The sequence below is a fragment of the Bradyrhizobium sp. BR 10261 genome (genome assembly GCF_019455395.1).
GTDB classification, from domain to species: Bacteria; Pseudomonadota; Alphaproteobacteria; order Rhizobiales; family Xanthobacteraceae; genus Bradyrhizobium; species Bradyrhizobium manausense.
In genome coordinates this window covers 70,933-87,414 of record NZ_JACOFQ010000013.1, presented here as the reverse complement: position 1 = coordinate 87,414, position 16,482 = coordinate 70,933, and the positions used below count along the sequence as shown (strand labels likewise).

Below are 16,482 nucleotides of genomic sequence, written 5' to 3'. Positions count from 1 at the left end.
GGGTTCGTCATTCCGGGGCGCGCAACGCGCGAGCCCGGAATCTCGATCTACAATCTCTGGATTCCGGGCTCGCCCTGCGGGCGCCCCGGAATGACGGAAAAGGACTAAGAGCCCGCGGTGAAGAACGCGGCGAGCCTTGTGTTGATGTTCTCGGCAATCTCGTTGGCCGCACGATCCTCGGCGTCGCGTATCGCGCGGTTGCGGGCGAAGCGCTGATACGAGCCGGGCATGTCGTAGGACACGCGCGAGAAGGTCGAGCCGGTCATCACCGATTTGCCGGTCACGACCTCGACCAAATTATACTGGCAGTCGATGCCGTAATTCTCACTGGTCGGCAGGCCGGTCAGGGCGGAGACGATCAGCGACGATTTGGTGGTGGTGAAGCGGATATCGAGCCGATGCGTCGGCGGCATGCCGGTCGCCGAACCGTAGAGCTTGAAGGCGAGGGCGTTGCGGATCTCGACGCCGACACGGGCCTCGCGGGAGGCGTTCGGCTTGGTGACCGGCGGCAGATCGACCCCCATCAGCTTTTCACGCAAGCCGGGGGTGCCATCGGTATGCTCGGCATACATCGGCTGGAAGCAGCCGGCCGTCAGCGCCGCCAGTGTGGCAATCGCCAGCAAGCGGGCAGCGATACGGATCCTAGCCGACAACATTCACGATCCTCTTGGGGACGATGATCACCTTGCGGACGGGCTTACCGTCCAAGGCCAGTTTTACAGCATCAAGGGCCAAAGCGGCAGCCTCGATTTCCGGATTCTGGGCCACTGTTGCAACCGTGACCTCGCCCCGCTTCTTGCCGTTGACCTGGACCACCAGGGTCACGCTGTCTTCAACCAGTAAATCGCGTTCGATTTGCGGCCAATTGGCCTCGGAAACCAAGCCGGGCTGGCCCAAAACCTGCCAGCACTCCTCGGCCAGATGCGGCATCATCGGGGAGAACAGCTGGACCAGGATCTGGCTGGCCTCCCGGACCGCCCAAGCCAAATCAGGGGCCGGCTGGCCGGGACGCTGGAGCACCTCGGAAAACGAATTCGTGAACTCGCGGATATGGGCGAGGCACACGTTGAAATGCAGCCGCTCGACGCCTGATGTGACCTTGTCCAGCGCGCCGTGGGCGGCCTTGCGCAGGGCGGTCGCATCGTCACTGAAGGAACCTGGCCGGGTTGCGGGAGCGGTTTTGCTGACCTCCACGGCATCGTTCACCAGCCGCCACAGCCGCTGCACGAAGCGCGAGGCGCCCTGGACGCGCTCATCGCTCCAGATCACGTCGCGGTCGGGCGGGGAGTCCGACAGCATGAACCAGCGGGCGACATCGGCGCCATAGGTCGCGATGATGTCATCGGGGTCGACCGTGTTCTTCTTCGACTTAGACATCTTCTCGATCGGGCCGATCGTGACGTCTTCGCCGGTCGCGAGCAGGATCGCCCGGCGTCCGTTGCCGCCGACCTCGATCTTCACCTCGGCCGGCTGCACCCAGCTGCCGTCGGCCTTCTGGTAGGTCTCGTGTACCACCATGCCTTGCGTGAACATGCCGGCGAACGGCTCATCCAGCGCGAGATGCCCGGTGGCTTTCATGGCGCGGGTGAAGAAGCGGCTGTAGAGCAGATGCAGGATCGCGTGCTCGACGCCGCCGATATACTGGTCGACCGGGAGCATGCGGTTGGCGATTGCGGGCGTCGTCGGCGCTTTCTCGTTCCAGGGATCGGTGAAGCGCGCAAAGTACCAGGACGAATCCACGAAGGTGTCCATGGTGTCGGTTTCGCGCTGCGCCTTGCCGCCGCATTTGGGACAGGTAACGTGCTTCCAGGTCGGATGATGGTCGAGTGCATTGCCGGGCTTGTCGAAGCTCACGTCTTCCGGCAGCACCACCGGCAATTGGTCATCAGGCACCGGCACCACGTCGCATGTCGGACAGTGGATGACCGGAATCGGGCAGCCCCAATAGCGCTGGCGCGAAATGCCCCAGTCGCGCAGGCGGAAATTGACCTGGCGCTCGGCGACCGGCGCATTGCCGCGCATCTCGCTTTCGAGGCGCCTGGCGACCTCTTCCTTTGCCTGCTCGATGGTCATGCCGTCGAGGAAACGCGAATTGATCATGCGGCCGTCACCGTCATAGGCGGTGTCGGTGATGACGAAGGATCTGGGATCCTGGCCTTCGGGACAGACGACCGGCGTATTGCCGAGCGCGTATTTGTTGACGAAGTCGAGGTCGCGCTGATCATGCGCGGGACAGCCGAAGATCGCGCCCGTGCCGTATTCCATCAGCACGAAGTTGGCGACATAGACCGGCAGCTTCCAGTTCGGGTCGAACGGGTGCACCGCGCGGATGCCGGTATCAAAGCCCTGCTTCTCCGCGGTGTCGATGATCGATTGCGCCGTGCCGATCTTCTTGATGTCGGAGATGAACTCGGCGAGATCAGGGTTCTTCGCGGCGGCCGCCTGCGCCAGCGGATGATCCGCCGAGATCGCCATGAATTTCGCGCCGAACAGCGTGTCCGGGCGCGTCGTGAAGATCTTCAGCTCGCTCTCGCCGGCGGGCGTCGTCGCCTGATCCAGCGCGAAGCGGATCAACAGGCCTTCCGAGCGGCCGATCCAGTTGCGCTGCATCAGCCTGACCTTGTCGGGCCAGCGGTCGAGGCTATCCAGCGCCGACAGCAATTCCTGCGAGTACTTCGTGATCTTGAAGACCCACTGGCTCATTTCGCGCTGCTCGACGATTGCGCCCGAGCGCCAGCCACGGCCGTCGATCACCTGCTCATTGGCGAGCACGGTCATGTCGACCGGATCCCAATTCAGCTTGCGCTTCTCGCGCTCGGCAAGGCCCGCGGCGAGCATATCCAGGAACATCTTCTGCTGATGCTTGTAGTAGCTGGGGTCGCAGGTCGCGAATTCGCGTGACCAGTCCAGCGACAGCCCGATCGAGCGGAGCTGCTTCTTCATCGCGGCGATGTTGTCGTAGGTCCAGGCCTTGGGTGCGACCTTGCGCTCGATGGCGGCGTTCTCGGCCGGCAGGCCGAAGGCGTCCCAGCCCATCGGGTGCAGGACGTTGAACCCCTTGGCGCGCATGAAGCGGGCCAGCACGTCGCCGAGCGTGTAGTTGCGGACATGGCCGATGTGGATGCGCCCGGAGGGGTAGGGGAACATCTCCAGCACATAATATTTTGGCCGCGAATCGTCGTTCTTCGAGACGAAGATCGCCTGTTCGTCCCATTTGCGTTGCCAGCGCGGTTCGGCGTCGCGGGCGTTATAGCGTTCGGAGGTCATGGAATCGTTGCGTTTTCGTGGTTTCGGCGGCCTGAAGAGGCCGGACTAGGCCATAGAAGTCCTCGGGGGGTCAATGGGTTGCCGTGGCGAGCGGCCACTCGCAATCCTGCTCCGCAAAACTACGGATATGGGTGTTGGGATCGGATTAAGGGCTCGGTGCGAGGTTGGTCGCCAATAGTGTACCCTGCGTCAGGCAATGGCCTCAGATTTCGACGATCCCGACTACGACTATGCCGCGTCCGTCGCCGGACCGGCGGTGCGGACCATGGCCGAGCAGCGGATTCCGCCGACGCCGACCGATTTTGCGATCTGGTTCCAGTACCACGCCAGCAGCCATAATGACCTGCGCAACGCCATCGACCTGCTGATTGACACAACCGTCCCTTCGACGTCAGGACCAACGATCAGCCAGGTGGCTGGAGCCAAAGCGCGATGACGATTCAACCCAATCTCATCGCGCTTTAGGCGCTCGCCGCAATCACCATACCCGCCGTGCCTTTCTCGATCGCTTGCACGCCGTGCTCGACGACATTGTTGCGGCCGCGATGCTTGGCGGCATAGAGCGCCGCGTCAGCGGCTTCGATCAGATCGCCGGGACGCAGCGACTCGTTCGGTCGGGTCGCAGCGACGCCGATTGAAACGGTGACGACCATGTGGGCCGAGGTGATGTGCGGCATGCAGAGTCTCAGCACGGCCGCGCGCGCCTGCTCGCCGATCGCGACTGCGCGCATCACGTCGGTGTTCGGCAGCAGGAGACAGAACTCCTCGCCGCCGTAGCGCGCGGCAAAGCCCATCGTATCGGCAGCGATGTCGGACAGCGACTCGCCGAGGCGCGTCAGGCAGGAATCGCCCTCGAGATGGCCGTAGGTGTCGTTGAACAGCTTGAAATGATCGACGTCGATCATCAGCAGCGCCAGCTCGCTGCCATATTGCTGCGCGCGCATCCATTCGAAGTCGAGACGGCTCTGGAAGCCGCGGCGGTTGGCGAGCCCGGACAGCATGTCGATCGACGCCATCACTGTCAGTCGATCATTGGTCGCGATCAGCTCGCGTTCGCGCTGGCTGAGCTGCGCCGCCATCGCGTTGAAGGCGCGCGCCAGCGGCACGAATTCGGAAGGAAGGCTCTTGCGGGCGGCGCGGGCCGACAGATCGCCCTCGCCGAGACGCTTGGCCATGTCGGCAAGCATTTCGATCGGCTTGATCACGAGCTTCTCGGCGGCGATCAGCGCACCGAGCAGCACGAACATCACGACGAAAGCGAGCTGGAGATAGGCGGTGCGGATGTCGCGGCTCACCGCCGCGGACACTTTGTCTTCGTCGATGCTGGCGATCAGGCGGGCATTGGTGCCGGCGATGCGGATGAAGCTGACCGCGCGCTGCGAGCCGTCAGCGGCAAGGAACGACAACGAGCCTTCGTCCTGGTTGGAGCGCAAGGCCAGGTCGGCGATCGCCGACATCAGCGGCATGTCGTCAAGGGGCCGTCCGACGGCGCTGTGCTGGTCGGCGGGTGCGGCCAGCACGGTGCCGGTGCTGTCGACCAGCACCGCGGTAATGCCGACGCGGCCGCCGAGATTGTTCATCACCTTCGACATCCAGTCGAGATTGACGGTTGCGAGCACGACAGCGTCCGCAACGCCGCTGAACGCGGAAACCGGATAGACCGCCATGACGGTCGGTGCCTGCACCGGGCGCGACAGGATGAAGTCGGACAGCACGAACCGGCCGGTCTCCTGCGCCTGCTGGAAATAAGGCCGGTCGGAGAGGTCGAGGCCGACATACATGTTGTTGGTCGCACACTGGATGCGACCGTCCTGGCCGGCGATCAGGAGTGTGCGGATCCAGGGCAGGCTGGTCGGCAGGCTCGCGCGCAGCACGTCGCAACTCTTGCTGACACCGCCGGCGGAGGCGCGGATGAAGGCTTCCGATTTCAGGATGGTCTCGACCGACGAGATCACCTCACGCTGCGCATCGGCGCTGTGCCGTGCGACGGTGGTGAATTCGGCCGTGGCCTGCGCGATCTGCCTGGTGCGGGTGTCCTCAAGCGAGCGGATCCGCTCGAGCATCAAGGGCGCGACCAGAATCACCGCGAGCAACGCAAGCCGGGCCCTGATGCCGAGGACCTGCTTGAGTTTTACGCGCTTACGGTTGAAACTGACGTTTGCCATCTTCGTTACCCACCCCATGGGCAAGGTAAAGCGAAGGGTTCAAAAAGCCTTTCTTGAACTCGGTAAAATTGGAACTACCTCCTGAAGTCACGGCCCAACCGACATCATGACAGACAACAACGCCGCGCCGGTAACCGGCGATTCATCAAATGCGCTTGCCGCGGTCGAGGCGGAAATTGCACGCGCCTGCAAGGACGCGCGGCGCGATCGCGCCTCGGTGACGCTGATCGCGGTGTCCAAGACGTTCTCGGCGGATGCAATTATGCCGGTCATCGGCGCCGGACAGCGCGTGTTCGGGGAGAATCGCGTGCAGGAGGCCAAAGCCAAGTGGCCGGCGTTAACGTCTGCTTACCCTGATATCGCGCTGCATCTCATCGGTCCGCTGCAATCCAACAAGGCGAAGGAGGCGGTCGCGCTGTTCGATGCGATCCATTCGGTCGATCGTCCGAGCATTTGCCAAGCGTTAGCCAAAGAAATCGAATCCCAGAACAAGCACCCGCAACTCTTCGTCCAGATCAATGTCGGCGAGGAGCCGCAGAAGGCCGGCGTCGCACCCGGCGAGGCCGACGCCTTCCTCAAGAGCTGCCGCGACACCTATGGCCTGACGATATCAGGGCTGATGTGCATCCCGCCGGCGGATGAGCCGCCCGCGGCGCACTTCGCGCTCACCGCCAAGATCGCCGCGCGCAACGGCCTGACGAACCTCTCGATGGGCATGAGCGCTGATTATGCGACTGCCATCATGCTGGGTGCCACCCATGTGCGCGTGGGCAGCGCGATCTTCGGGCATCGGTAGGAGCCGTTTGCGACGATCGTGCCCGCCAAAGACTCTTGATTTCGTCATTGCGAGCGTAGCGAAGCAATCCAGAGTCCCTCCGCGGAAAGATTCTGGATTGCTTCGCTTCGCTCGCAATGACGGTGGAGAGAGGTGCGCCTATTCGAACCCCACCGACACCTTCCCCAGCACACCAAAATCCGCCGCAAAATGATCGCCGGCCTGGATCGGCAGCGGCGGATGGCAGGTGCCTGTCGTCACCACCTGCCCTGCCCGCAAGGTGATGCCGAGCTCGCGCAGTTCGTTGGCGAGCCAGGCGAGCGCGACGCGGGGATCGCCGAGCACGTTCTTGCCGTGACCGAGATAACGCTCGCCGCGCAGCGTGATCTGCGGCCGCTCCTCGACGAGATCGATCGCGCGCCAATTCGCAATCGCTGCCGGCCCCAGCACGAACAGATGCGCGCAGGCATTGTCGGCGATCAGCTGTGCCTCGCCCGCGCTGGTGAAATCGCTGAAGCGTGAATCCGGAATTTCGATAGCGGGATGCAAGGTGTCGACGGCGGCAAGCACTTCATCGGTGCCGAAGGGCGAAGACCGCGGCGCCAGGTCGCGTCCCATGCGGAAGCAGAATTCCGGCTCGCCGACGCGCATCGAATTGCCCGTCATCGAGGCGGTACCGCCATCGGCGATCACGGTCTCGCTCATGATGCGGCCGGCCAGCGGCCCTGCAACATTGATGTGCCTCTGCCCGGCTTCGCTCGTGGCTGCGATTTTCCAGCCGAACAGGCTTCCGAGCGATTGGTTTTCGAGCACGGCCTGCACGGCGTAAGCCTCGGCCCTACTCCGCGGCCGCAGCCGCGCCTCCAGCGCGTCGAGCTTGCTGCCGTCACGCCAATGTCGAACGAGGACACGCGAAGCGGCTTCGATCTGATCCTTGTCGAGCATGTGTCCTCACCCGATGATGATTCTTGTTCTTGGTCCTATCCGCCGCAGCAGCTGCAGCATGGCCGCTCGTGTCATGGAGACGCAGCCTGCGGTCGGGCCGAAATTGTCGCGCGCCAGATGCAGGAACACCGCGCTGCCGCGGCCGGCGATGCGCGGGCATGTGTTGTGATCGATCTCGATAATGAAATCATAGAGATGGTCGGCGCGCTTCAGCCGGTCACCGCCCTCGCCCTGCCCGCGCCGGATCCACTGGTTGTAATGGCGGTCACCGGGATCCTCGCACCAGGCGTCCGTGTCGGTGATGATGCGCGCCGGCAGAAACGTCCTGGGACGGCTGTGCCGGTCGCCCCGCCACCATAATTGCCGGGGCCGAAAGCTGCCCCTGGGAGTGCCGCCATCGCCTTCGCGCTTGTTGGCCAGAATGCCGCCGCGCCCCAGCGCCACCGCAATTGTCAGGCTGCCGGCCGTCAGCCAGCCCCTGCGCGGATTCCCGGCGGCAGGCTTAACGCGGATCGCGGAGAGTGGTCCGTTGCCTCGATTCCCGGTGTAACTGACTGACACAGCTTTGTTTTTCATGTGAAATCGCGATGTCGAATTCATTACAGGACATTCATCAAACCGTCCTGCTATTCTAGGTTAGAGTGTTTCCGGCTTGTGAATCGGTAGCAGCCCACTACTTCAACACGAACAACAATAAAAACAGCGACCCCTAAACTTTCCCATCACGGCTGGGTGCGGCATGCATGCGCGCCTCGCCGGACTCCAAAAGGATGATCCCCCATGGCCAATGCCCGCAAGATCCTGATCGTGGATGACGATACCGATCTGCGCGATACGTTGGTGGAGCAATTATCGCTACACGAAGAGTTTGAAGCCTCCGCCGTCGATACCGGCGCCAAGGGCGCCAGCGCCGCAAAAGCCAACGCCCCTGATCTTGTTCTGATGGATGTCGGCCTCCCCGACACTGACGGCCGCGAGGTGGTCCGCTCCCTGCGCAAAGGCGGCTTCAAGGCGCCGATCATCATGCTGACGGGGCACGACACCGATTCCGACACGATTTTGGGCCTGGAATCAGGGGCCAACGACTATGTCGCAAAGCCCTTCCGCTTCGCCGTGCTGCTCGCCCGCATCCGCGCCCAGCTGCGCCAGCACGAGGCCAGCGAGGACGCGGTGTTCTCGGTCGGCCCCTACTCCTTCCGCCCCGGCTCCAAGATGCTGACCGCGGCCAATGCCCGCAAGGTCCGCCTCACCGAGAAGGAGACGGCGATCCTGCGCTTCCTCTACCGGGCCGGCCAGATGCCGGTCTCGCGCGAGACCCTGCTCCAGGAGGTCTGGGGCTACAATTCCGGCGTCACCACCCACACGCTGGAAACCCACATCTACCGCCTCCGCCAGAAGATCGAGAAGGATGCCGCCAACCCGGAGATCCTGGTCACGGAAGCCGGTGGCTACAAGCTGGTGCCGTGATACGTTCCAGGAACGCGCGATTCGTCGTAAATTGGCGCGTTCCTCGAGCCTCGGACCGGAATGTCAATCGACGATGACGTAGCGCTGCTTGAGCGTGTCCCGACACTGCGCCTGTTGGGAGACGCCTCGTTGCGCATGCTGGCGATCGGCTCCGAGCAGCGCGACTTCGTCCGCGGCGACATCCTGTTCAATCTCGGTGACGACGCCGACGCCGGCTTCGTGGTCCAGCGCGGCGCCTTTCGCGTCGATGACGGCGCCGGCGCCGAGATGATCGCAGGTCCCGGCACGCTGATCGGCGAGCTCGCGCTGGTCGTGCCGATGAAGCGGCCGTCCGGCGCGGTGGCGCTGGAGAACTCCTCCGTCATCCGCGTCGCACGCAGCCTGTTTCAGCGCGTGCTCGAGAGCGATCCCGCCGCTGCGGTGCGCCTGCGCGACGAATTCGCCATCCGCTCCAGCCAGATCGCCAGCGATATTCTGATGGCGGGTTCGAAGCTGAGCACCTGAGATCGCTCCCAGCTCTCTTGAGCTCATCCCTTGTTGAAGGCATAAAGCGCGGTGCGGTCGTCCTGATAAAGAAGTTGCAATCCCGGCAGAATTGCCAGCTGCGATGCGTCGATGTCGAGCAACCAGACATAGTCGAAGCGCTCGCGCGGGATCTGCGCGATCCTGTGCGCCAACACGGCGCTCAGATCGCCATCGCAGTCGCCCGGGGGCAACTGGATGTATTGCGACGGATCAGCGTTGAAGTCGGTGCCGCGGGCACGGAGTGGCGTCAGCAGCTGCTGGCCGCCCGATGCGTCCCATTGTGAATTGACGAAGGCGTCCCGTCGCGCGATGGCAAGCGATCCAAGATGCGCCGCACGCGGTGCGCGCCATTGCTCGCAAATCGGCGGTCGCGTCAGGACCGCAATGCTCGCGCCGCGCGGGACGTCATTCAGGGCCTGCAGATGCCGCTCGAAACCGGCATCGTAAGCCGCAAACCCGACGGTCATCGCGACGATCCGGACAGCGAAAACGGCCAGCGCCAGGCCCGCAACGATGGCCGAGCCGCGCGGCCTGTGGCGGAGCGGTGCGATGGCGGCCAGGCCCAGGATGAAGACGATCGGCCATAGCCGGACATCGGCGTAGACCGAGCCGAACATTTGGCTTGGCATCAGCAGGATCAGGATCAGGAAGGTCGCCGCGCCGACCAGCAGGGGCGGATTCGCCCTGGCGTCACGGCTGCGCATCCCGAGATAGATGAGACCAATGGCCAGCAGCAGGCTCAGCGTGTCCAGCCAGATGTTCTGATCGCGCAGTGTCCACAGCAATCCAAGAGTCTTGGTCGCCATGTCGAGGAAGTGACCCGACGAGGCGCCGCCAGTGTCTTGCCGCCAGACGACCGTCAGCACGGCGGGGATCATGACGGGCCAACAACGTCGCAGAATCGCAAGCACCATGGCCGGCCATGCGCTCGGCGCGCGCGTCCAGTTGCAGCACAGCTCGAAGGCGCCGACGAGGACGACCAGGATGACCCAGCCATAGGCGTGAGCGAGCCAAACCAAACAGGCGGCCGCAGCGAACAGCAGGGGACGCATCACCGGGCTCTGCTTTCGAGCGGCTTCGACCCAGGAGGCGAAGACGTGCAGCGCCAGGGAAGAGCCGAGCCAATAATTCACGAAGCCGAGTTGGAACGGATAGGCCATCGCGAACCAGACGGCCGCGATGGCGAAAGGCGTCAGCTCTCCGTGCATCGTGCGGTTGATCCGCCCGATCGCCCAGATCATGAGAACAGGAAGCGCCAGCGCAATCAGCCAGGCAGCGCGTTCGAGACCGAATAGATGCGCCAGCGGCACGATCAGCAGCTCAACGCCGAGGTTGCCGACCAATTGCCAGTGAAAATCCCAGTTCTGCTGAAGCGCCGGGGAGTCCGCCAGATGCAGCTGCACATGGTAGCGGCCGACATGCGCGAGAAGGTCGATCAGCGGCGGCGTGTGCACGAACCAGAAGGGTACCGTGCTCAGCAGCATCAAGCCCGGCAGGACAAAACGGGAATTCCACCACGCGTTATCAGGTGGCTTTGTGGGGTCTGACGGCGCGTGCGTACCCATCGTCTTCTCCGCGGGTCAAAGCGTTTAGACGTCGAGCGTCACCGTCACGGGGACATGGTCCGACGGCCGCTCCCAGCTCCTTGCGTCGCGCAAAATCCTGAAATCCTGCACCGCGTCTTTCAGCGCGCGCGAGACCCAGATGTGGTCGAGCCGCCGGCCGCGGTCGCCGACGGTCCAGTCGGCAGAGCGATAGCTCCACCAGGTGTAGACCTTTTCCGACATCGGAATGCGGTCGCGCGCGACGTCGACCCACTCGCCGGCTTCAAGCGCCGCCTTCAGCTTTTCGGTTTCTACAGGCGTGTGCGAGACGACTTTCAGCAGCTGCTTGTGCGACCACACGTCGTTCTCGTGCGGCGCGACATTGAGATCGCCGACCAGGATGTGACGATCCTGCCCGCGCGGATGCAGCGGCTCGCAGGCCTTCATCTCGTCGAGGAAGCGAAGCTTGTGGTCGAACTTTTCGTTCAGCGCCGGATCGGGAATGTCGCCGCCGGCGGGGACGTAGAAATTATGCAGCACGAGCGGCTTTGCGATATTGGCCCTCTCGCCGAACGACACCGAGATATGGCGCGAATCCACCTTGTCGCAGAAGGTGCGGATATCGGTGGACTCGAACGGAATCCTCGAGACGATGGCGACGCCGTGATAGCCCTTCTGTCCGTTCAGCGCGACATGCTCATAGCCGAGCCGCTTGAAGCGCTTCAGCGGAAAGGCATCGTCGATGCATTTGGTCTCCTGCAGACACAGCACGTCCGGCCGCGCGCTTTTGAGAAATTTCGCGACCAGATCGATGCGCAGTCGCACCGAATTGATGTTCCAGGTTGTCAGGGAAAGACGCATGGGAGTTGCGTCTTAGCATGGATTGGCGTGGGCGGCAGTTTGTAGGGTGGATTAGCGAAGCGTAATCCACCGACTTGCTTTCCGCGGAGGCAGAAGCGGTGGGTTACGCCAAGCGATTGCGCTTTGCGCAATCGCAGGGCTAACCCACCCTACGTACCGTCAACCCGGCGACGGCACGTTGTAATTGGTGAAGTCGATCTTGAACATGTTCGGATCGAGCTTCTTGGTGGTGTCCAGATTGTAGACCGCGAATGTGGTGTCATAGCCTTGCGGATCGGTCACGGTCCATTGCTTCAACTGGCCGTCCTTGGCGCCGAGCATCAGCAGGAGGCGGCTGGTGCCGACCAGCGCCTGCTTCTCCTCGATGGTGACGCTGATGAAGAGGTCGTCGGCGGAGACGTTGACGACGTTGGTGTCCTTCATCAGGTCGATGCGATCGGACAGCAGGAAGCGGAGCGGCGTCTGCGACAGCGGATAGACGTCCTGCGTCGCAAGCTTGCGATCGCGCACCACGACGGAGGATCCATCGGCGACGATGTCGATCGGGCTCGGCGGATCATATTCAACGCGCATCTTGCCCGGTTTCTGGATGTAGAAATCGCCCTGCGTCTTGCTGCCGTCGGGGCCGACCTGGACGAAATTTCCGACCAGTGTCTGCAGCGAGGAGAGATACGCACTGACCTTGGCCGCCTGCGCCTTCTGCTTGTCGTCGAACGTCTGGAAGATGCTGCTCGGCACGTTGCGGCGCGGATCCGGAATGATCGGATTCGGTGGCGCTTGCGTTGCGCCTGAGATCGCCGGTCCGCCCGATGGCGGAGCGGCGTCACGCGCCTTCGGCGCCGGCTTCGGCACGGGGACCGTCTGCGCGACCGACGCTACGGTCATCGTCGCGGCGGTGACGAGAAGCACGCCGGCCACGCGCGCGCTGCGCGCGGCGAGAGAGGCTGCGAATCCAAGGTCCGGATGTCTGGTCAACGCGTCGTCCTAACGTGGCTGGCGCCGTTTTAGCGTGATTTCGGGCAAAAGCAGAGATCGAATTTGCGTGAGAATGGCATTCGGAGGCGGGTGGGCTCCTTGCCTCACATATGACTGTCTTCTTCCTCGACCAGAATCTCGCGTTTGCCGGCGTGATTGGCAGGTCCGACAATGCCTTCCAGTTCCATGCGCTCCATCAGCGATGCAGCACGGTTGTAGCCGATTTGCAGGCGGCGCTGGATGTAGCTGGTCGAGGCCTTGCGGTCGCGCTTGACGATCGCGACGGCCTGCTGGAACAGATCGCCGCCACCATCCGCACCCATGCCGCTGGCGTCGAACACGGCGCCGCCATCTTCGTCCTCGGTTGGCTCTTCGGCTGTGACTGCTTCCAGATATTCCGGCTGGCCCTGCGTCTTGAGATGACGCACCACCTTCTCGACTTCCTCGTCCGAGGCAAACGGTCCGTGCACGCGGCTGATGCGGCCGCCGCCGGCCATGTAGAGCATGTCGCCCTGGCCGAGCAGCTGCTCGGCGCCCATCTCGCCCAGAATGGTGCGGCTGTCGATCTTGGAGGTGACCTGGAAGGCGATGCGGGTCGGGAAGTTCGCCTTGATAGTGCCGGTGATGACGTCGACCGACGGACGCTGTGTCGCGAGGATCACATGCAGACCGGCGGCGCGCGCCATCTGCGCGAGGCGCTGCACCGCGCCTTCGATGTCCTTGCCGGCGACCATCATCAGGTCGGCCATTTCGTCCACGATGATGACGATGTAGGGCAGCGGATCAAGCGAGAGCTTCTCTTCCTCGTAGATCGCCTTGCCGGTTTCCTTGTCGAAGCCGGTGTGCACCGTGCGCGTCGGCTCTTCGCCCTTGGCCTTCAACTCGAGCAGGCGCGTGTTGTAGCCGTCGATGTTGCGCACACCGAGCTTGGCCATGTTCTTGTAGCGCTCTTCCATCTCGCGCACGGCCCATTTCAGCGCGACCACCGCCTTCTTCGGGTCGGTCACGACGGGCGTGAGCAGATGGGGAATGCCGTCATAGACGGAGAGTTCGAGCATCTTCGGATCGACCATGATCAACCGGCACTGATCGGGGCGCAGCCGGTAAACCAGGCTGAGGATCATGGTGTTGATCGCAACCGACTTACCGGAGCCGGTGGTACCGGCGATCAGCATGTGCGGCGTGCGTGCGAGGTCGATGATGACGGGATCGCCGCCGATGGTCTTGCCAAGGCAGAGCGGCAGCTTCGCGACCGTGTCGGTGGCCTCCTTCGCCACCAGCAATTCGCGCAGGTAAACCTTTTCGCGGTGCGCGTTCGGCAGCTCGATGCCGATGGCGTTGCGGCCGGGCACGACCGCGACGCGCGCCGACAGCGCGCTCATCGAGCGGGCGATATCGTCGGCAAGGCCGATCACGCGGGATGATTTGATGCCAGGTGCGGGCTCGAGCTCGTACAGCGTGACGACGGGACCCGGATTGGCCTTCACGATCTCGCCGCGGACGCCAAAGTCCTGCAGCACGCCTTCGAGCGAGCGCGAATTGGTCTCGAGCTCGGCCTTGCTGAGCGGCTGGCGATCACCGGCCTTCGGCGCGGCCAGCATGGAGACGGAGGGAAGATCGAACTTGTCGGAGCCCTTCTTGGGCGCCGCCTTCGGCGCAGCCTTCTTGCGCGATGCGCGCGCGGGCACCTCTTCCTCTTCTTCCTCGACGTCTTCTTCGTGCTCGTCCTCGTCCTCGTCCTCTTCGTCTGCAGCCTGCGGCGAGATCGAGGGCGCGGCGCGGCTGCCACCAAGATTAGGCTCCTGCCGACTGAACGAAACCGGCTTGGTCCTGGTGCCGCTTGAAACCAGCGAGCGATAAGCAGCCCCGCACAGCCAGATCAGGCGTGCCTTGGTGCTCATCAGCGCATGGAACAGAAAGCCCAGCGATACCGAACCGCGATCGCTGTCCTCGTCGTCTTCGAGCGGCTTGTCGTCGTCCTCGATTTCCGCAAATTGCTCGTCATGCTCGCGGGCGCCGAAGCCGCAGGCGATCAGGAAGGTTGCGGCCAGCGCCACGAACAGGATGGCGCCGAGCACGATGCGATAGATCGCGCCGGGCGGCCCGAAGATCACCGCAGGCGCGCGCACCAGCGCATCGCCAACGACGCCGCCGAGCCCGGTCGGCAGCGGCCAGGCGCCGCCATGCGGCCAACAGCTGACAAAGCCGGCCGCGATCACCGTGCAGAGAATCCATGAGCCGAGCCGCAGCGCCTCGCGGTCGAACGGGCGGTGGGTCATCATGCGCCAGCCCCACACCGCGACCGTCAGGATCAGCATGATGGCGCCGAGGCCCAGGATCTGCATCGCGAGGTCGGCGCCGATGGCGCCGGCATAGCCGAGGACATTGTGGATCGGCCGTGAGGTCGCGTGGCTGAGGCTCGGGTCCTGCACCGACCAGGTCATCAACGCGGCGGATGCGACGCCCGAAAGCGTGACCAGGCCAAAGCCGGTCAGCTCGCGCAAACGCCGGCTCAGCGCTTCGCGGATCGAAGGCGGCAGATGGCCGACCAGGGGAATCACACGTTCGATTGCCGACATGCTCATGGGCCCTGCCTAACCCAGAGTTTCGACCAGCCGGTGCAGCGCCTGCGCCGTGGTCTCACTGTCCTGCACCAGCGCCAGGCGGATGTAGCCGGCACCGGGATTGAAGCCGTCGGGCTGAAGCCGCGCCAGATAGGAGCCGGGCACCACGCGCACGCCGGCCTCCTTGAACAACTTGAGAGTCACGGCGACATCGTCGCCGATCCCTGACGTGTTGAGCCAGACGCAGAAGCCGGCATCAGGCCGGCGATAGGCGTAACGATTGCCGATGATCTGGTCGGCGAGATCGAACTTGATCCGGTAGAGCCTGCGGTTCTCCTCGACATGCGCCTCGTCGCCATAGGCAACGGTCGCGACATGCTGCAGCGGCACCGGCACCTGGGGAGCTGCGATGTTGCGCAGCTCCAGGAACTTGCCGATGAACGTCTTGTCGCCGGCGGCGAAGCCGACGCGCAGGCCCGGCAGGTTGGAGCGCTTCGACAGCGACTGGAACGCGGCGACGCGGGTGAAATCAGGCCCTGCGCATTCGAGCGCGCTGCCCGGCGCCTGGCGGGTGTAGATCTCCGAATAGCACTCGTCGCTGAGGATCATGAAGTTGTAGCGATCGGCGAGGCTTTTCAGGCGGGTGAGATAATGGCGCGAGGCGACCGAGCCCTGCGGGTTGGCGGGCGAGGCCAGATAGAACGCCACGGTGCGCGCCAGCGTCGCCTCGTCGATGGCATCGAGATCGGGCAGAAAGCCGTTTTCGACCGTGGTCGGCAGGTAGACCGGCTCGCAAGCCGCTGCGCCAGCGCCGGCGCCATAGACCGGATAGAACGGGTTCGGCATCAGGATGGCGGGCTTGCCGGGCTTCGGCCCGACATAGCGCCCCGCTGCGATCGCAGCGAGGAAGAGCCCCTCGCGGCTGCCATTGAGCACGAGAATCTCGCTCTTGGGGTCGAGCGCGCGCGGTAGCTTGAAACGCGATGACAGCCAGGCGCTCGCAGCGTTGCGGAACGGCTCCATGCCCTGGTTCATCGGGTAACGGCCGAAATCGGCGATGTGCTTGGCCAGCACCGGGCCGACGAAGTCAGGCACAGGATGCTGCGGCTCGCCGACCGCCAGCGAAATCAAGGGCTTGCCGGGCTGATGCGGCGCCAGCAACTCGTTCAGCCGGACAAAGGGCGAGCGTTGGTTGTCGGAGCTTCCACTGGCCTGCGGCGCACGGGATGAAGCGGTCATGACCATTCTGGGCGCCAGTACTCTCGGAACGGCCGGTCGCGCGCTGCGCGCCGGCGGGAAAGCGGTTCAGTTCACCATAGATAGGGCGAGGTTAAGACGCGATTAACCATCGGCGGGCCGTTCCGTCCAGAGCCGGAAAAATGAGGCCGGATAAC

The 16,482-nt window shown here is 63.9% G+C and carries 14 protein-coding genes; 4 read left to right on the top strand and 10 right to left on the bottom strand.

Annotated elements, in window-relative coordinates; translation table 11 throughout:
- Positions 1 to 104: 104 nt before the first annotated feature.
- Both HYH07_RS17345 and leuS read right to left on the bottom strand, forming a co-directional pair.
- On the bottom strand, positions 105 to 656 hold the full coding sequence (locus HYH07_RS17345; RefSeq protein ID WP_220003623.1) for an LPS assembly lipoprotein LptE: 552 nt from the start codon (positions 654 to 656) through the stop codon (positions 105 to 107).
- Positions 643 to 3,267 carry a leucine--tRNA ligase gene (leuS, locus tag HYH07_RS17340; RefSeq protein WP_220003622.1) on the bottom strand — a complete coding sequence of 875 codons (2,625 nt, stop codon included), beginning with the start codon at positions 3,265 to 3,267 and terminating at the stop codon, positions 643 to 645. Before leuS ends, HYH07_RS17345 begins: the two co-directional genes overlap by 14 nt.
- Before the next feature lie 196 nt (positions 3,268 to 3,463).
- Between leuS and HYH07_RS17335 the strand changes: the two genes are divergently transcribed.
- A complete protein-coding gene (locus tag HYH07_RS17335; RefSeq protein ID WP_228749607.1) occupies positions 3,464 to 3,703 on the top strand; it encodes a hypothetical protein in 240 nt (79 codons plus the stop codon).
- A gap of 25 nt (positions 3,704 to 3,728) precedes the next feature.
- Here HYH07_RS17335 and HYH07_RS17330 read toward each other — a convergent pair whose 3' ends face one another.
- Entirely contained in the window at positions 3,729 to 5,432 is a 1,704-nt protein-coding gene (locus HYH07_RS17330) for a diguanylate cyclase domain-containing protein (protein WP_220003621.1), read from the bottom strand.
- Between the two features lie 106 nt (positions 5,433 to 5,538).
- On the opposite strand from HYH07_RS17330, the gene HYH07_RS17325 reads away from it, so the two are divergent.
- Entirely contained in the window at positions 5,539 to 6,228 is a 690-nt protein-coding gene (locus tag HYH07_RS17325; RefSeq protein WP_220003620.1) for a YggS family pyridoxal phosphate-dependent enzyme, read from the top strand.
- Positions 6,229 to 6,366: 138 nt separating this feature from the next.
- Here the strand turns inward: HYH07_RS17325 and HYH07_RS17320 are convergent, their stop codons facing one another.
- Positions 6,367 to 7,152 carry a 2-keto-4-pentenoate hydratase gene (locus HYH07_RS17320; protein ID WP_220003619.1) on the bottom strand — a complete coding sequence of 262 codons (786 nt, stop codon included), beginning with the start codon at positions 7,150 to 7,152 and terminating at the stop codon, positions 6,367 to 6,369.
- Between the two features lie 6 nt (positions 7,153 to 7,158).
- Positions 7,159 to 7,728, bottom strand: coding sequence for a L,D-transpeptidase (locus HYH07_RS17315; RefSeq protein ID WP_220003618.1), 570 nt, complete (start codon positions 7,726 to 7,728; stop codon positions 7,159 to 7,161).
- 204 nt (positions 7,729 to 7,932) lie between these two features.
- Here HYH07_RS17315 and HYH07_RS17310 point away from each other — a divergent pair, with 204 nt between their 5' ends.
- Together HYH07_RS17310 and HYH07_RS17305 are read left to right on the top strand one after the other, a co-directional pair.
- Positions 7,933 to 8,619 (top strand): response regulator transcription factor, encoded by a 687-nt coding sequence (locus HYH07_RS17310; protein ID WP_007598630.1) that lies wholly within the window; start codon positions 7,933 to 7,935, stop codon positions 8,617 to 8,619.
- A 60-nt stretch (positions 8,620 to 8,679) separates the two neighbouring features.
- Positions 8,680 to 9,123, top strand: coding sequence for a cyclic nucleotide-binding domain-containing protein (locus HYH07_RS17305; RefSeq protein ID WP_057752509.1), 444 nt, complete (start codon positions 8,680 to 8,682; stop codon positions 9,121 to 9,123).
- Between the two features lie 23 nt (positions 9,124 to 9,146).
- Here HYH07_RS17305 and HYH07_RS17300 read toward each other — a convergent pair whose 3' ends face one another.
- The 5 genes from HYH07_RS17300 to HYH07_RS17280 all read right to left on the bottom strand — a co-directional run bounded on the left by HYH07_RS17300 (position 9,147) and on the right by HYH07_RS17280 (position 16,333).
- The gene (locus tag HYH07_RS17300; protein ID WP_220003617.1) at positions 9,147 to 10,709 is read right to left on the bottom strand and encodes a hypothetical protein; all 1,563 of its coding nucleotides are present in this window, start codon (positions 10,707 to 10,709) and stop codon (positions 9,147 to 9,149) included.
- Positions 10,710 to 10,733: 24 nt separating this feature from the next.
- Positions 10,734 to 11,549 (bottom strand): exodeoxyribonuclease III, encoded by an 816-nt coding sequence (xth, locus tag HYH07_RS17295; protein ID WP_220003616.1) that lies wholly within the window; start codon positions 11,547 to 11,549, stop codon positions 10,734 to 10,736.
- Positions 11,550 to 11,708: 159 nt separating this feature from the next.
- Positions 11,709 to 12,467, bottom strand: coding sequence for an outer membrane lipoprotein carrier protein LolA (locus HYH07_RS17290; RefSeq protein WP_057752503.1), 759 nt, complete (start codon positions 12,465 to 12,467; stop codon positions 11,709 to 11,711).
- 161 nt (positions 12,468 to 12,628) lie between these two features.
- Positions 12,629 to 15,109, bottom strand: coding sequence for a DNA translocase FtsK (locus tag HYH07_RS17285; RefSeq protein WP_220003615.1), 2,481 nt, complete (start codon positions 15,107 to 15,109; stop codon positions 12,629 to 12,631).
- 9 nt (positions 15,110 to 15,118) lie between these two features.
- On the bottom strand, positions 15,119 to 16,333 hold the full coding sequence (locus HYH07_RS17280) for an aminotransferase class I/II-fold pyridoxal phosphate-dependent enzyme (RefSeq protein WP_220003614.1): 1,215 nt from the start codon (positions 16,331 to 16,333) through the stop codon (positions 15,119 to 15,121).
- Between the last annotated feature and the right edge of the window lie 149 nt (positions 16,334 to 16,482).

Coding starts and splice junctions, on each gene's coding strand:
- HYH07_RS17300 (WP_220003617.1), bottom strand. CDS start 10,709: ATGGGTACGCACGCGCCGTCAGACCCCACAAAGCCACCTGATAACGCG.
- HYH07_RS17320 (WP_220003619.1), bottom strand. CDS start 7,152: ATGCTCGACAAGGATCAGATCGAAGCCGCTTCGCGTGTCCTCGTTCGA.
- HYH07_RS17280 (WP_220003614.1), bottom strand. CDS start 16,333: ATGGTCATGACCGCTTCATCCCGTGCGCCGCAGGCCAGTGGAAGCTCC.
- HYH07_RS17285 (WP_220003615.1), bottom strand. CDS start 15,109: ATGAGCATGTCGGCAATCGAACGTGTGATTCCCCTGGTCGGCCATCTG.
- xth (WP_220003616.1), bottom strand. CDS start 11,549: ATGCGTCTTTCCCTGACAACCTGGAACATCAATTCGGTGCGACTGCGC.
- HYH07_RS17325 (WP_220003620.1), top strand. CDS start 5,539: ATGACAGACAACAACGCCGCGCCGGTAACCGGCGATTCATCAAATGCG.
- HYH07_RS17345 (WP_220003623.1), bottom strand. CDS start 656: ATGTTGTCGGCTAGGATCCGTATCGCTGCCCGCTTGCTGGCGATTGCC.
- HYH07_RS17330 (WP_220003621.1), bottom strand. CDS start 5,432: ATGGCAAACGTCAGTTTCAACCGTAAGCGCGTAAAACTCAAGCAGGTC.
- leuS (WP_220003622.1), bottom strand. CDS start 3,267: ATGACCTCCGAACGCTATAACGCCCGCGACGCCGAACCGCGCTGGCAA.
- HYH07_RS17335 (WP_228749607.1), top strand. CDS start 3,464: ATGGCCTCAGATTTCGACGATCCCGACTACGACTATGCCGCGTCCGTC.
- HYH07_RS17315 (WP_220003618.1), bottom strand. CDS start 7,728: ATGAAAAACAAAGCTGTGTCAGTCAGTTACACCGGGAATCGAGGCAAC.
- HYH07_RS17305 (WP_057752509.1), top strand. CDS start 8,680: ATGTCAATCGACGATGACGTAGCGCTGCTTGAGCGTGTCCCGACACTG.
- HYH07_RS17310 (WP_007598630.1), top strand. CDS start 7,933: ATGGCCAATGCCCGCAAGATCCTGATCGTGGATGACGATACCGATCTG.